The following is a 16,102-nucleotide window of genomic DNA, read 5'->3' as shown; positions in this document are numbered from 1 at the left end:
GTAAATGTACAAGTTATTTTTGAACCCTGCTAATCTTTCACGTGAAAGATATATAATCATCAGATCCTATCATTATTATGACAGGCCCGGCTGTTCTGCTTTTTTCTTTATCTTATATCCCAGTATAGCAATTGTGATACTCATCAAGGGACTGATAATGTTAAAGAATGCGTAAGGCAGATACACAATGGTGGGAACACTAAGGATAGTAGCCTGTGTCATACCGCATGTATTCCAGGGTATCAATGGCGAAGTGACTGTAACAGAATCTTCCGTCGTGCGGCTCAGCAGTTTGCTTTCATAACCGTTTGCACTATAGATGTCTTTAAACATATTACCCGTCAGGATAATGGATATATATTGATCTGCTGTAGCAAGATTCAGGAACAAGCCCGATGCAACTGTGGATGACACCATTCCTACCCGCTTTTTCGTAAAACGTACAAAGACAGAAGTGATACTGCCGAGCATTCCTCCGGCTGTCATCGCCCCTCCGAAACACATGGCGCAGATAATCAGCCAGATGGTATTCATCATACCCGCCATTCCGCGAGTGGATATCAGTTCGTTTATTTCCGCATTACCGGTTTCCAATTGGGTTCCACCATAAAGCATTCCCATTCCTCCTTTGAACAAGGCGGCAATCCCTTCGACTCCTTGTCCGGCGATTTCGCATAATAGTCCGGGCTGGAAAATCAAGGCAAAGACGGTAGCCAGAGCCGTAGAAACAAATAGAGTGATGATGGAAGGCACTTTACGTGCAATCAGTATCGCTGTGACAACGGGGACAATCATCAACCACCATGAAATATGGAACTTATCACTCAATATACGGGTGTATTCGGCGATATGACCGGTATCAGTGGCTTCATGTGACAATCCGGCTATGGTAAAGATTATCAAAGTGATGACAAGTGATGGAACGGTGGTAATCATCAAGTAACGGATGTGAGTGAACAGCGGTGTATCCGTTACGGACGATGCCAGAATGGTGGTATCCGAAAGCGGAGAAACTTTATCACCGAAATAGGCTCCGGAGATAATCGCACCTGCAATCCAACCTTCACTGAAACCTTGCGCCTTCCCTATTCCCATCAGTGCGATGCCGATAGTGGCGATGGTAGTCCATGAGCTGCCTGTCATGACAGATACTACCGCACAAATAATGCAAGTGGATACCAGGAAAAAATGAGGATGAATAACCTGTATGCCATAATATATTAATGTAGGGACTACACCGCTGACCATCCATGCTCCGGACAAAGCTCCGATGATCAGCAAGATAATAAGTGCGGTACTTACCCCGGCTATATTATTGGTGACAGCCAGTTCGAAGTCCTTCCACGGACGACGGAATCCCGCCATACCTATCAGCACACAAACAGCTGTAGCCACTAGCAGACAGACTTGGCTGCCACCGGACAAGGCATCACTTCCAAATGTACGGATAGTGACAAACAATAATAAAATAAGTACGAATACGGGTAAAAGGGATACTAACGGTGAAGGGATTTTGTTATCTTTCATTCTTTTTTTATTCAATTTTTATTCAAAATGTAAATAGAACTATCAATTTGGTTTTCAGCGTGCAAAGTTCGGAATATTTTTTGAGTTCTAAAAGTCAATCGGCGGTATTTAAAGACTTTTTTTGTATTTGCAGGTAAACCTTTTTGCAAGGGGGGCGTTATTAGTTCAAATTATAACCTAAAACTTAACAAATATGAATGAATTAGTTGGTGGCTTAGGCTACGCTGTAAAAAATTGGTGGATGTCCCTGTTGCTGGGCTTGCTCTACATTGCGGTAGCACTATGCTTATTGTTCGCTCCTGTGAGCAGTTATGTGGCACTGAGTGTCATCTTCAGTATCTCGATTCTGGTCAGTGGCGTTCTGGAAGTTTTTTTTGCTGCCGGAAACAAAAAAACAATCAGTAGTTGGGGATGGTATCTTGCCGGAGGTATTATTGATTTGCTGATAGGTATTTATCTGGTATTCTATCCGTTGGTCAGCATGGAACTGATTCCGTTTATTGTTGCTCTCTGGCTGATGTTCAGAGGGTTTACATTGTGTGGCTATTCCACAGATTTGAAACGCTATGGCACAAAGGACTGGGGGTGGTATCTGGTGTTTGGCATTCTGGCTATTCTTTGCTCTATGGCTATCATCTGGCAACCTGGACTTGGTGCTGTTACCGTGCTCTATATGCTGTCCATCACTTTCCTTATTATCGGATGTTTCCGTGTCATTTTCTCCTTCGAGTTGAAAAGATTGCATAAAAACAAGTAAAAAAAATCGTTTATTTTGGGCTACGTCATACGTTATTCGTATTTTTGTTAGCCCAAAATAAACAATGATTTCTAGTAAGAGTCTTAAATACACTGTGCGTATTCTGCTAGGTACACTGATTGGTGTCTACCTGGGAATAATTGTGCTGCTGAACATACCGTATGTTCAGGGCAAATTATCTGTTTTTGTAACTAAGGAATTAAAAAACATACTGAATACGGAGGTTTCTGTAGGACGGATTGATATGGGTTTGCTGAACCGTATCATTGTGGAAGATGTCCTTTTGCATGACCGGAAGAACCAGGAGATGCTGAAAGTAGCCCGCTTATCGGCAAAATTCGACCTTCTGCCTTTATTGAACGGTAAAGTCACCATCAGCAGTGTCCAGCTTTTTGGATTTACGGTCAATTTGAACCGGGAAACTCCGGAATCTGCCCCTAATTTCCAGTTTGTGTTAGACGCTTTCGCGTCCAAAGATACGGTTAAAACAAAATCTAATTTGGATTTACGAATTAATTCCGTGCTGATAAGGCGTGGCAGAGTGACATACGATATATTATCGGAACCGGAAACTCCCGGTAAGTTCAATGCCCATCATCTATCGGTGAAGAATCTCGCTGCAACGCTTTCACTGAAGGCATTGCGCAGCGACTCGTTGAATGCCGCCATCCGGCGGGTCAGCTTTGACGAACAATGTGGTTTTTCATTGCAGAAGTTCGCCATGAAAGTTACAGCCAACAATAAACGTTTGGATATTAAGGATTTTGGAGTGGAGCTTTCAAATACTGCTTTAAAGATAGACAGTCTGACCTTGAAGTATGACAGCCTGCCCGAATTGCCCCAAATGACAGAAAATATAAGATATGACGGCTCTTTGAAGGCTTCCGTTATACTGAAAGATTTGGCTCCTTTTGTGCCTGCCTTGTCACGCTTTGAAGAACCGTTGGATCTAAATCTAGTTTTCTCCGGTCACGGCAAACATTTGGACTGCCCCACCCTGCGGCTGACTAACCACCACGGATTGATGATTGCAGGGGAAGCTGCCTTAAGTAACTGGGATGCAGGCATGGATATGTACATTTACGGCAAACTGGGTAACTTGACCATGACAAAAGAGGGCATAAACGTTCTGATGACGAACCTGACGGGAAAGGTTCCTCCCATTTTGCAACGTTTGGACTATATTCGTTTTAACGGGGAAGCGGCGGGCTATCTGCATGATCTCACACTGACAGGCTTGTTCCATACAGGGGCAGGCATGGTGAAAACGGACGTGATGATGAGCATTGATGAACAAAGTATGAGCAGAACCTATTCGGGTAGTGTGGCGAGTGCAGACCTGGATTTGGGAAAATTACTTAATCAGGAAAAGAAATTCGGCAAGGTGGATTTCAATGTGGAACTGAAAGGTTTCAACTATAAGAACCGATATCCGGAATCATACATCAAAGGAATCATATCTTCCTTTGAATATAGTCAATATCAATATGAAAATATCATGTTGGATGGCGTATATAAGGACGGAGGCTTTAACGGGCGCTTATCCATGGACGACGCAAACGGTTCTGTCCAGATAGACGGTAATTTCAATGTTGCCAAAACAATCCCTGACTTTAACCTGAAGGCATCCGTAAAGAACCTGCGCCCTCACGACCTCCATCTGTCGGACAAATATGAGAATGCCAGTATTTCACTGGGCCTCACTGCTGATTTCACCGGCAAATCCATTGACGACATGAACGGGCGCATTTCATTGGACAGCCTGCAATTAAACGCTCCCGATGAAGGAGGGTGTTTCCTTGACAATCTGACTATTACAGCCGGACAGGTAAGCGGTGAAAAAGAGTTGCGCATAAATTCATCCTTCATGACAGCGGTGATACGAGGTGACTATTCCTACCACACCATTCCGGCCAGCGTGGTAAAGACGGTACAACGCTATATTCCGTCCTTACTGACTATAAAGGATAATATGCCTGAGCCTCACAATAACTTCCAGTTTGATATCTGCCTGGAAAATGCCGAAGTGCTATCCAAATTATTTCAGATTCCATTGGAATTATACCTGCCGGCATCTTTAAAAGGATATTTTAACGACGGCGAGGAAAAGTTGCACGTAGAAGGACATTTTCCGGAATTCAGATACAATGGAACACGTTATGATTCGGGCGTTTTATTTTGTGAGAATCCTTCTGACCGGTTCAAATGTTCACTGCGAGGCGGTATGCTGATGAAAAGTGGTGCAATGCTTAACTTCTCGGTGGAAGCCAATGCCAAAAACGATCATTTGGAAACAACAATTAACTGGGGGAACAATACTGATGTGACTTACGGTGGTAAATTTGCCGCCGATACCCGTTTCTTCAAAACGGAAGGTCCCCACCCTATTCTTCAGGCAGATATAAACATACAGCCCACAAAAGTAGTGCTGAATGATACGGTATGGAACATTCATCCCTCGCATATCGCCATAGATTCGGGACGCGTATTCATTGACAATTTCCTGTTTGAACATGAGGACCAATATTTAAGGATAGATGGTAAACTGACCAAGAAGGAAAGTGATTCCTGCCGGGTGGATTTGAGAAATATCAAGCTGGACTATGTACTGGATATTGTGCAGTTTGACGATGTAGAGTTCGGCGGACTTGTAACCGGAAAGGTTCATCTGAAAAGTGTCATGAAGAACCCGGTGATGCGGACCCGTCTGAATGTGCACAAATTCTGTCTGAACCGTTCTTTATTAGGAGAAGCCGACATTGCAGGTGTATGGGATAAGGAATTGGGCGGAGTACGACTGGATGCCCAAATAGCGGAAAAAGGAATTTCCTCCACTCATGTGACAGGGTATGTCTCTCCCAAGTTAAAAGGTCTTGATCTGTCGATTCGGGCAGATAGTACCAATCTGGGATTCTTACAACCTTTTATAGAAGGAATTTTCAGTGAAATAAATGGCCGTGTCAACGGAAATGTCCGTTTATATGGCGATTTCAAGCATTTGGATCTGGAAGGTGAAGTGAGGGCCAAAATGGATGCTAAAATTGATGTGTTGAACACCTATTTCCAAATCCGGGATGACTCCATACATATATCTTCGGGCAGTCTGGATTTCAGGAATGTAAAAGTCTATGACCGTGAGGGACATGACGGACTGGTAAATGGTTATCTGCATCACACAAAGCTGAAAAATCTGATGTACCATTTCAATATACGAGGCAACAACCTGTTGATGTACAATACCTACGAAGCCGGGAATATGCCTTTTTACGGAAAAGTATATGGTACAGGAAATGTGGTACTGGATGGTGGAAATAATGCGATGACAGTGGACGCTTCACTGACCACAGGCAACAATACCAGCTTCACTTATATAACCGGAGTAACCACGGAAGCAGCGAGCAATCAGTTTATCACTTTTGTAGACAAAACCCCCAAGCGCATTCACGATAATGTGGAAACCAATCTTTACCACCACTCTAATGTGCGTAAGACTAAAGAGGACGACGGACCTCCTATGGATCTCCGCATCAACATGTTGATAGAAGCAACTCCCAGCGCTACCATGAAAATTATCATGGATCCTGTAGCGGGAGATAATATTACAGCAACCGGAAATGGAAACCTGCAAGTGAATTTTTTCAATAAAGGTGATTTCCGTATGTTCGGTAGCTATGTCATAGATCAAGGTATGTATAAACTAAGCATGCAGGAAGTAATACGCAAGGACTTTACCTTGAAATCAGGTGGCACGGTGACTTTCTCAGGTGACCCTTATCAGGCGAATCTTGATTTACAGGCGGTATACACGGTTAATTCTGCTTCTTTAAGTGATTTGGTAGTAGATCCCTCGCGCAACCAAGGTACGGTGAAGGTAAACTGTCTGATGAATCTGACTGGAAATTTATCCAATCCGGATATTAAATTCGATTTGGAACTGCCCACTGTAAGCGAGGAAGACCGGGAATTGGTACGTAGTGCTACCAGTACGGAAGAACAAATGAATACACAGATTATTTATTTGCTGGGAATTGGTAAGTTCTACACCTATGATTATGCCAATAATGACCAATCCTCTAATGCGACCAGTTCTTTAGCCTTCAGTACACTTTCCGGTCAGCTGAACAATATGTTGTCCCAATGGATGGGCAATAAAAACTGGAATATAGGCGCCAACCTGAGTACCGGTGAAAAAGGTTGGACAGATGTGGAAGCAGAAGCTATGTTGTCCGGCAGGTTATTGAATAACAGGCTGATGATAAATGGAAACTTCGGCTATAAGGAGAATGTGATGGCAAATAGCAACTTCGTAGGAGACTTTGAAGCGATATGGTTATTGACAAAAAACGGAGATTTCCGTTTGAGAGGGTATAATCAGACCAATGACCGCTATTTTACTAAATCTACCCTGACCACTCAAGGAGTAGGTCTCATGTATAAAAAAGATTTCAATACTTGGGATGAACTGTTCCGCTGGTTCTTATGGAAAAGACGGAAAAGCTCGTTACAAAAACGAAGCGATGACTAATTAACCTATAAAGTTTATTTCATATCTTTGCGAAGTAAATTTAAAAATATGAATATGTCCTATTTACCCGCCGAATGGCATAAACAAAGTTTGATTCAACTAACGTGGCCCCATAAAGACACAGACTGGGCATACATGTTGGACGAAGTGAATGACTGTTTTCTTAAGATAGCTTATGAGGTTTTGAAACGTCAGAGTTTGTTGATTGTGGCTCCAGACCCCGATTCCATAAGAGATAGTATAGATAATTATGGAGCTGATATCCAAAAACTAGTCACATCAAAAATCAACACAAATGATACTTGGGCACGCGATCATGCTTTTATCACCCTGTTGAAAGAAGACGCTACTCCCCTGCTGCTGGATTTCTGTTTTAATGGCTGGGGAATGAAGTTTGCCGCAAATTATGATAACCAGATTAATAACGAACTGTATTTTCACCATCCTGTTCTGAAAGGTGAATATGTTTTCTGCCGGAATTTTATTTTAGAAGGAGGTTCCATAGAAAGTGATGGGAAAGGAAGCCTGCTGACTACAGAGCAATGTTTGCTGGCTAAAAACAGAAATGAAATGAACCGACAGGAAGTGGAGGATTTTCTAAAAGAAACATTTAACTTAAAACAGGTTCTATGGTTGAAACACGGTTATCTGGCAGGTGATGATACAGACAGCCATGTGGACACATTGGCACGTTTCTGTCCGGATGATACCATTGTGTATGTAAAGTGCACCAATGAAAAAGATGAACACTATAAGGAACTGGCAATGATGGAAGAAGAACTAAAAGCGTTCCGTACTTTGGACGGCAGGCCATACCGTCTGCTTCCGCTACCTATGGCAAGTGCTGTTTATGATGAGGAATATCATCGCTTGCCGGCAACTTATGCCAATTTCCTGATAATGAATGAAGCTGTGCTTTATCCTACTTATGCTGATTCTGTGAATGATATGCGCGCCAAAGAAGTATTGGCTGAAGCATTTCCCGGAAGAGAGATAGTAGGTATTGACTGCACTGCTTTAATAAAGCAACATGGCTCGCTGCATTGCGTCACCATGCAATATCCCGAAGGTGTATATTAATAAATATATGTATGAAAAGAACGATTAAAGTAGGAATTATCCAACAGACATGCACTAATGATATCCGTCACAATTTGAGCAAACTGCACCACAATATAGAACAGGTGGCGGCAGCAGGTGCACAGCTGGTTGTATTGCAGGAGTTGCACAACACCCCTTACTTCTGTCAGACAGAAGATACGGATATGTTTGATTTGGCAGAACCGGTTCCCGGTCCTTCTACCGGCTTCTACAGTGAGTTGGCTGCCGGATACGGTATTGTACTGGTTACTTCGTTATTCGAGAAGCGTGCTCCGGGGCTATATCACAATACAGCCGTCGTTTTTGACAAAGATGGCAGTATAGCAGGGAAATACCGCAAAATGCATATTCCCGATGATCCCGCCTATTATGAGAAATTCTATTTTACTCCCGGTGACCTGGGATTTGAACCTATTCAGACATCACTGGGAAAACTAGGTGTACAAGTCTGCTGGGACCAATGGTATCCCGAAGGTGCACGGCTGATGGCACTGAAAGGTGCTGAAATTCTTATATACCCTACAGCTATAGGTTGGGAAAGCACAGACACTCAAGAAGAGAAAATCCGTCAACTAGGTGCATGGGTAACCGTGCAGCGTGGACATGCCGTGGCAAACGGTCTGCCGGTTATCGCCGTGAACCGTGTAGGACATGAGCCCGATCCTTCCGGTCAGACTAATGGTATCCAATTTTGGGGTAATAGCTTCGTGGCAGGTCCTCAAGGAGAAATACTGGCACAAGCCAACAATATGGATGAAGAAAATATGGTAGTGGAACTGGATATGACCCGTAGTGAGAATGTTCGTCGCTGGTGGCCTTTCCTCCGTGACCGGCGTATTGATGAGTTTGAAAATCTAACCCGACGCTTTATAGATTAAATACAAACGTTATCGTTATATAAATTCACATATTCGTTAAACAATTCATGGTTAAGGCTGTTTTAGTTATCAGAATATTCAAAAGATATTATTGATTTACTAAACAGCTTAATTATGAAAAAAGTATTATTTTTAGCCGCATTGTTACTTGTTTGCTTCAGCGGAGTGACAAATGCACAAACCAGAAAACAAAGAGAAGACGCTAAACGCGAAGCATGGAAGAAAGAACGTCAGGAAAAGAAAGCCTTGGAAGCTCAGCAGGACTCTGTATCCTACGTCCAAGCAATTAATGCTTTAAAAAACGGTTCTTTTGTATTAGAAGCTGATAACGTTGTATTCCGTAATGGAATAATGCGTTTTGTTTCCTCTAACACGAATTATGTGGAAGTAAACGATGGGCAAGGTATTATTCAGACCGCCTTTACTAATTTTGTGTATAACTGGAGCCCGAACGGCTTGGGAGGTGTCACGGTTCAGGGAAATGTGAACGGAATAAGTATGCGCCAGGATAAAGACGGTAATGTGTACTATAATTATGGAATTAATGGGATTGCCGTTTCGGCCACCGTTTCCATTGTACTGACTGGCGGAACCAATCAGGCCAGTGTTACTATAAATCCAAATTTCTCAGGCAATACGCTGACAATGAACGGATATCTGGTTCCCTATAACGAAAGTAGTGTATTCCAAGGAACAACATGGTAATTCATTAAGAAGATATGAGAAAAAGGAATGGGCATTTTCACTACCCATTCCTTTTTATTTATTATTATAGCATTGGAAATGTTTCTTGTCTGCTCATAACATTAACCGAGGTTGTGATTCCAATTCCAATAAAAACCTTTTAGCGGACAGTCCGCCTCCATATCCTGTCAGCGAGTGATCACTACCGATCACACGATGGCAAGGTGCAAAGATTGATATGGAATTTGCACCATTAGCATTGGCTACCGCACGAACTGCTTGGGGCATCCCGATATGCCTGGCCATTTCACCATAAGACATTGTCCTGCCAAACGGTATCTTTAACAGTTCATTCCATACTGTTTTCTGAAAATCCGTGCCCACAAAAAGAAGCGGCACACTAAATTCTTTGCGTTGTCCTGCAAAATACTCGTTGAGTTGCTCTATTGATTCTTCGATTATTTCTGACGTACTTATTTCAAATTCGGCACACAATACCCGCTTCAACCGTTGATTCACACGATCGCAGTGTTTTTCCACCTGCCAGTCACACAGGCAGAGTTTTCCGCCAAATGAACCGAGCAGCAACACTCCGCAGGGTGATTCATAACTCTTTATCTTGATCGTATTTTTCTCTTTCATACACTTTTTATATGCTTCCTTCATATGTTTATAAGCTGTTTCAGCTTATCGGACTACTTTAAACCAAAAAGACAAAGCGTAGCGAATTAGCTGAAACAGCATTCACTACGCTTTGTTCGGATCGTCCCGTTATCGGCCTTTTATACAATATCCTATATAAAAAGCGGAAAAAACTTACTTATCCTCTTTTATATCAACAACCAGATTCAACTCATCCAATTGTGATTGATCCAAAGCAGCGGGAGCATCCAACATCACATCACGTCCACTATTATTTTTAGGGAATGCTATACAGTCACGGATACTATCAAGTCCTGCAAACAAAGAAACCCAGCGATCAAGACCGTATGCCAAACCACCATGAGGAGGTGCTCCGTATTTGAATGCATTCATCAGGAAGCCGAATTGTTCTTGTGCTCTTTCCGGAGTAAAGCCCAAAATTTCAAACATCTTGGCTTGTAATTGTGAATCATGAATACGAATTGAACCACCTCCTACTTCTACACCGTTTACTACCATATCGTAAGCATCGGCACGAACAGCAGCCGGATCTGTATCCAACAAAGGAATATCTTCTTCTTTCGGATGAGTGAACGGATGGTGCATGGCCATCAGACGGCCTTCTTCTTCACTCCACTCAAACATCGGAAAATCAACAACCCACAGACAAGCAAATTTATTCTTATCACGCAGTCCCAGCTGACGTCCCACTTCCAGACGAAGTTCGCATAACTGCTTGCGGGTCTTCATAGCATCAGGACCACTCAGAATCAGGATCAAGTCACCCGGCTTGGCACTGAAAGCTTCCTTCATCTGCTGAAGTACTTCCTGTGAATAGAATTTGTCTACACTGGATTTTACATTGCCATCAGCTTCCACACGGGCGTAAACCATACCTTTCGCACCGATCTGAGGTTTCTTGACAAATTCTGTTAATTGGTCTAACTGTTTACGGGTATAACTTGCAGCGCCTTCCGCACAGATACCACCAATATATGCCGCATCATCAAAAACAGAGAAGCCATGACCTTTCATGATATCCATCAATTCCACAAACTTCATGCCGAAACGCAAATCCGGTTTGTCACTACCGTAATATTTTATGGCATCGGCCCATGTCATACGCAGAAACGGTTCGCTCAACTCGACTCCACGTAACTCCTTGAACAAATGTTTTGCCATTCCTTCGAAAGTGGAAATGATATCTTCTTGTTCAACAAAACTCATCTCACAGTCTATCTGAGTAAACTCAGGCTGACGGTCTGCACGAAGATCTTCATCACGGAAACACTTTACAATCTGGAAGTAACGATCAAAGCCGGAAACCATCAGCAATTGCTTCAGTGTTTGCGGAGACTGTGGCAGTGCATAAAACTGTCCCGGGTTCATACGTGAAGGAACAACAAAATCACGGGCTCCTTCAGGAGTAGAACCTACCAACATAGGAGTTTCCACTTCCAGAAACCCTTTGCTGTCCAAATATCGGCGCACTTCCATTGTCATTTTATGACGAAGTTCCAAATTTTTACGCACACAATTACGGCGTAAATCCAAATAGCGGAATTTCATACGGATATCATCACCTCCGTCACTATTATCTTCTATCGTAAAAGGAGGAGTTACCGCTGAATTAAGTACATTCAATACCGATACGATAATTTCAATTTCACCGGTGGGAATATTCATATTCTTATTTGAACGTTCGTTCACTTCACCGGTTATTTGAATAACAAATTCACGCCCCAAGTGATTGGCACGTTCACAAAGTTCGGCATTCACCGCTTCGTTGAATACCAATTGGGTAATACCGTAACGGTCACGAAGATCGACAAACGTCATCCCTCCCATTTTACGTGCACGCTGTACCCAACCTGCCAACGTTACACTTTTGCCTGCATCGGAAAGTCTGAGCTCTCCGCAAGTATGACTTCTGAACATATATTCTTAAATTTAATCAATTGTTTGGCAAAGGTACGATATGTTTTCCATTGTACAAAACTGCCTACAAGAAAAAAAGTCCCGTAGCTGTATACCAACGGAACTTTTTTAATCTGGATGTACAGATCTCAATTCTTGAACATTTCAATGACATCCCTTAATTCTCCTGGAAATACTTCACCAGTTTTCTCCCACAACATCTTGCCTTTACGTTGGAGGACAAAGCTGGGAGCTATTTCTATTTCATAGGCATCGGCTACTTTCCGATTACTTTCTATATTGACTCTTACAATATTGACCGGTTTTTCAAATTCATGTAACAGCGGTTCAATCCATTCACAATGGGGAGACCAATCCGCATAAAACACAACCAGCAATAATGAGTCCGACTGGTTTACCTCTTCTATTTTTCCAGTTATATCCATTACTGTTTTCAATTTTAAATTATCCTCTACTTCCTAAACTGTTCACGTCAGGATTCAACTCTTTTACCGCTGCTTTCACCTGCTTCTTGGTAGGCTTACCAGTATTGGACACTTGTTCAACAGGAAACCGCTGACCACTATTCGTCAGCTCATCCTTTTGTTCCATCTTTTTCTTTTCTTCTTTACCCATATCTTCTCATTTTTAAGGTTTATGCTAATAATGCAACAAAATAGATAAAAAGATGGTTCACATAAAAAGTGAAAAAGGATGCCTGAAAATTATTCAGACACCCCTTTACTACTACATTTAAAACTACGTGAAATTGAGATTATTATACTTTACGGTCGCAATAACGTTTGCATTGTGCACAAATATCATACCCCAGCATAGCTCCAAGAATAAAATCCTGCTCGGGTGACAATTTGTTCAGTGGCTGATTCACTAGGAAACGAATGGCATTAATGCATTCTTTTCTACCGAAAAACAGGTTTATTTTATCATTTCCCACGGGCTGGATTATGTAATTAATCTTTTGATTGATCAGCCGTTTTACAGCAAAATCTTCATACTTCCTCTTGGTAGTATAGAGTACCATCTGACGTACTCCTTTTTTTAATTCATAAATATGATTCAGAAATACTTTCAATTCTACCGGGTTTATGTCTGAAGCTATCATAAGGCAATTGTCAAAATTACAGGTTCTTCTTTATTTCTTCAACCCAACTGTTAATACGTTCTTCAGTCTTGCCACTTTCGTTCACGTCATCAAGAGCCAAACCTACAAATTTCCCATCGATTATCGCTATAGAAGATGAATACGAATACCCATCGGCAGAAACTGCCCCCACAAAAGTGCAACCTGAATTCTTTAACTGGTCATATATAACTCCCATACCGTCACAAAATGTATCACAATAGGATTCTGAATCTCCACAGCCAAAGAGAGCAACTATTTTACCATTCAAATCTGCAGTCTTTATCGTTTTAATGGCGTCATACCAATCATCTTGCAATTCACCGTCTCCCCAAGTAGAAGTCCCTAACAATAAAATATCATAACTTTCCACTTTTTCTGTGGTAATTTTACTTGCATCAATTACATCAACTGATGCCACACCTAATTTTTCAGCTATTGTCTGTGCGATGCTCTCACAAGTTCCAGTAGAGGAACCATAAATTATACCCATTTTTTTCATACAGCAAATCATTTAATTTGTTTGTTGCAAAGTAAAAGGTTTGAAAGAGATTCTGAAATACCTAGAAATAGTGATTTTAATAAAGTTCAAGAGACAAAACTCAGTTTTTGAAAACATAAACTTATAATCTGAAATTTAAGCATCCTAAAAGACTAAAGAAAGGGTCGTATCATTACTCAAGACAGAGTTTGATACGACCCTTTTAAGTGTTATAATTACTATCTGTAACTTTTAGGAGCAGTCATTTTCGTTTTGACACATTAATATGTTTTTAGAACCGATAAGCAGCTCCGAAATTAATAACCCCTTGGTCAAAATCATCAACCAATTGGTATCTGAATTCAACATTCATAGCCCAGTTACGTCCCAAAGCGAATTCCGCTCCGGCTCCGAGATTAACCCCGATACGGAATTCATTATGGTTACCCCCATCATCAACATGGACGTGGTCTCCATCCCAGTCAACATCCAAATCATGCATGTCAAACATCCAGTTGGACATGGTCAGACCAAACAGCGGATAAAGTTTGACACTTTGAGCTACCGGACAAAGATAGTGGAAGTTCACATTTAAATCCAACATACTTACATTGTCATTCTCAAAAAAATAATTGAATGAAGGTTCAATACGGAGAGGATTAGTGATATTGTACTGGTATTTAATTCCCAATCCAGCACTTTCAATTTCTGTTCCGTAACTTAATCCAAATCCAATTGCCTGTCTGCCTTTTTGAGCGTAGGTACTGCTCAACATGACAAACATCAGTCCTAAAAAAATAAAGATCTTTTTCATTTTTAAAAATATATAAGTGTGTTAATCGTCTTCATCGTCATCATCCCAATCATCGTCATCATCGTGCCATTTATGATGTTTATGACGCTTGTGTTTTTTATAATGCTTGCGATGATGCTTATCATGATGGTCACAATAAGAGCAATAATGTTCACGCCAGCATTCGCTATGATAACGAATCCTGTCATAAAATGGATCATAGTACATCGACCCTGGTTTTATGCCTATCTCTACCAATATACGATTCCAGCCATTCCGGTGGTAACGCTTGTAATAGTCACACACCTCCCGCATATGCCTGCCGGAAGTCTTTGCTATTTCAAGAGCCAAACCGACATTCCCCCAATTACTACCACATCTTCTGTAATAATCATCCAATAATTGATTAGATATATTATATTCTACGCATAAACGTTTCCGATAGTCGGATAACTCCACAGCTGCATACTTGTTCGCCCTGCCTATGAACAGAGAAAGCCTGTCTTGTGCAAACATGGAACAAGAAATGACTATAAATAATAACAGTACTTGAATTCGTTTCATATTAAAATCTGGCAATAAAACTATTGAAATTGCAAATATAGATATAAAAAAGCAATACACAATTTTTTATGGAGAATTTAGATACTGTCTAATTTTACATTTTGATAAAAAAACTACTTCTTTTTTCCTTCCCAATGATTGTTTTAAATGGTTTCTTGCTGGCAATAATGATAAAATAACCTGCATACATGATGGTAAAGCGGCCTTTATACTATTTTCTGAATGTCTCTAACTTTTTCAACTACCTTACTGCTATTTTCTTACTTTCGCCAAGAACTGACATCGGTTGTGAAAATTATAATAAAACCCCTCTCAAAACCGTGCAAACCAGCACAGACTAGAGAGGGGGGTATGAAAGAGTTTGCTTAGAATTTATATCCTAAAGTAATGCCTATATTTGCATTATGGGGGGCATCGCCATCCATTACCTTGCAAAAACCAAGTTGGGTATCAAGACCTACGAGAATCTTTCCGAACTCCACACCCAGACCGATGTTCCATCCTGCATCAAATCTGTTGTAATCCAGTCCGTCATCACCGAATGTGTCTATTTTGTCATCACCATTAATATGGATGCCTCCAACGGATGCGTCACCATCGAATTTAGCCTTACCACCTACTCCGCAAGCCAAATAAGGGCCTGTCGCGATGACAAGGTTGGTGTTATCTGCAATATTAAAACGAAACTGTACGTTAACAGGCAGTTCAAGATAGAGCTGGTTAATTTTCACATCAGCATCAGCATCTATTATATTTCCGTCAAATCCACTTGAATATTTTGCCCCCTTTTGCGAAAAAAACAATGAAGGCTGTAAAGATATCATATCATTAAACTGATACTCCATCCCCACTCCGATACGTGCTCCGGGTTTAAATTCGGAGTGATCTGAATTCTCACCAATATAACTACTAAGGTTAAGACCAGCCTTTACATTAAAAGACACCTGCGAAAATCCCATAGTACAGATTAACGCAAACAATACGGTTAAAATACTTTTTTTCATAATCATAAGTTTTGATTAAAGATTATTTATTTTATCATTGCTTCAACAATGACAATGCAAAGATATAACAATTATAAGTTCGTTGTCA

General features: G+C 41.2%; 15 protein-coding genes. 5 read left to right on the top strand and 10 right to left on the bottom strand.

The window, feature by feature from the left end; translation table 11 throughout:
- Nucleotides 1-75: 75 nt before the first annotated feature.
- On the bottom strand, nt 76-1,527 hold the full coding sequence (locus BVU_RS16245) for a Na+/H+ antiporter NhaC family protein (RefSeq protein WP_005843505.1): 1,452 nt from the start codon (nt 1,525-1,527) through the stop codon (nt 76-78).
- 193 nt (nt 1,528-1,720) lie between these two features.
- Between BVU_RS16245 and BVU_RS16240 the strand changes: the two genes are divergently transcribed.
- From BVU_RS16240 to BVU_RS16220, 5 genes are all read left to right on the top strand, one after another.
- On the top strand, nt 1,721-2,284 hold the full coding sequence (locus tag BVU_RS16240) for an HdeD family acid-resistance protein (protein WP_005843503.1): 564 nt from the start codon (nt 1,721-1,723) through the stop codon (nt 2,282-2,284).
- Between the two features lie 64 nt (nt 2,285-2,348).
- The gene (locus BVU_RS16235) at nt 2,349-6,809 is read left to right on the top strand and encodes a translocation/assembly module TamB domain-containing protein (protein ID WP_012055609.1); all 4,461 of its coding nucleotides are present in this window, start codon (nt 2,349-2,351) and stop codon (nt 6,807-6,809) included.
- 54 nt (nt 6,810-6,863) lie between these two features.
- Nucleotides 6,864-7,889, top strand: a complete 1,026-nt coding sequence (locus tag BVU_RS16230) for an agmatine deiminase family protein (RefSeq protein ID WP_080510713.1) — start codon at nt 6,864-6,866, stop codon at nt 7,887-7,889.
- A gap of 11 nt (nt 7,890-7,900) precedes the next feature.
- A complete protein-coding gene (locus BVU_RS16225; protein ID WP_005843497.1) occupies nt 7,901-8,788 on the top strand; it encodes a carbon-nitrogen hydrolase in 888 nt (295 codons plus the stop codon).
- A 114-nt stretch (nt 8,789-8,902) separates the two neighbouring features.
- Nucleotides 8,903-9,493: a DUF4251 domain-containing protein gene (locus BVU_RS16220; protein WP_005843495.1), complete on the top strand. Its 591-nt coding sequence runs from the start codon at nt 8,903-8,905 to the stop codon at nt 9,491-9,493.
- 93 nt (nt 9,494-9,586) lie between these two features.
- Here BVU_RS16220 and BVU_RS16215 read toward each other — a convergent pair whose 3' ends face one another.
- From BVU_RS16215 to BVU_RS16180, 9 genes are all read right to left on the bottom strand, one after another.
- The gene (locus tag BVU_RS16215; protein WP_012055607.1) at nt 9,587-10,114 is read right to left on the bottom strand and encodes a methylated-DNA--[protein]-cysteine S-methyltransferase; all 528 of its coding nucleotides are present in this window, start codon (nt 10,112-10,114) and stop codon (nt 9,587-9,589) included.
- A gap of 174 nt (nt 10,115-10,288) precedes the next feature.
- Nucleotides 10,289-12,052: an aspartate--tRNA ligase gene (gene aspS, locus BVU_RS16210; protein WP_012055606.1), complete on the bottom strand. Its 1,764-nt coding sequence runs from the start codon at nt 12,050-12,052 to the stop codon at nt 10,289-10,291.
- Between the two features lie 128 nt (nt 12,053-12,180).
- The gene (locus tag BVU_RS16205) at nt 12,181-12,477 is read right to left on the bottom strand and encodes a thioredoxin family protein (RefSeq protein WP_005843490.1); all 297 of its coding nucleotides are present in this window, start codon (nt 12,475-12,477) and stop codon (nt 12,181-12,183) included.
- 19 nt (nt 12,478-12,496) lie between these two features.
- Entirely contained in the window at nt 12,497-12,667 is a 171-nt protein-coding gene (locus BVU_RS22570) for a hypothetical protein (RefSeq protein WP_005843488.1), read from the bottom strand.
- A gap of 142 nt (nt 12,668-12,809) precedes the next feature.
- Nucleotides 12,810-13,154: a DUF2023 family protein gene (locus BVU_RS16200; RefSeq protein ID WP_005852397.1), complete on the bottom strand. Its 345-nt coding sequence runs from the start codon at nt 13,152-13,154 to the stop codon at nt 12,810-12,812.
- Between the two features lie 16 nt (nt 13,155-13,170).
- Nucleotides 13,171-13,674, bottom strand: a complete 504-nt coding sequence (gene fldA, locus BVU_RS16195) for a flavodoxin FldA (protein ID WP_005852395.1) — start codon at nt 13,672-13,674, stop codon at nt 13,171-13,173.
- A 271-nt stretch (nt 13,675-13,945) separates the two neighbouring features.
- The gene (locus BVU_RS16190; protein WP_005843483.1) at nt 13,946-14,467 is read right to left on the bottom strand and encodes a porin family protein; all 522 of its coding nucleotides are present in this window, start codon (nt 14,465-14,467) and stop codon (nt 13,946-13,948) included.
- Between the two features lie 21 nt (nt 14,468-14,488).
- Nucleotides 14,489-15,010 carry a hypothetical protein gene (locus BVU_RS16185; RefSeq protein WP_012055605.1) on the bottom strand — a complete coding sequence of 174 codons (522 nt, stop codon included), beginning with the start codon at nt 15,008-15,010 and terminating at the stop codon, nt 14,489-14,491.
- 365 nt (nt 15,011-15,375) lie between these two features.
- Entirely contained in the window at nt 15,376-16,014 is a 639-nt protein-coding gene (locus BVU_RS16180) for a porin family protein (RefSeq protein ID WP_008669072.1), read from the bottom strand.
- Nucleotides 16,015-16,102 lie beyond the last annotated feature (88 nt).

The organism is Phocaeicola vulgatus ATCC 8482 (assembly GCF_000012825.1).
GTDB classification, from domain to species: Bacteria; Bacteroidota; Bacteroidia; order Bacteroidales; family Bacteroidaceae; genus Phocaeicola; species Phocaeicola vulgatus.
The sequence above is the reverse complement of the archived record's forward strand: the minus strand, read 5'-3'. Positions and strand labels throughout refer to the sequence as shown.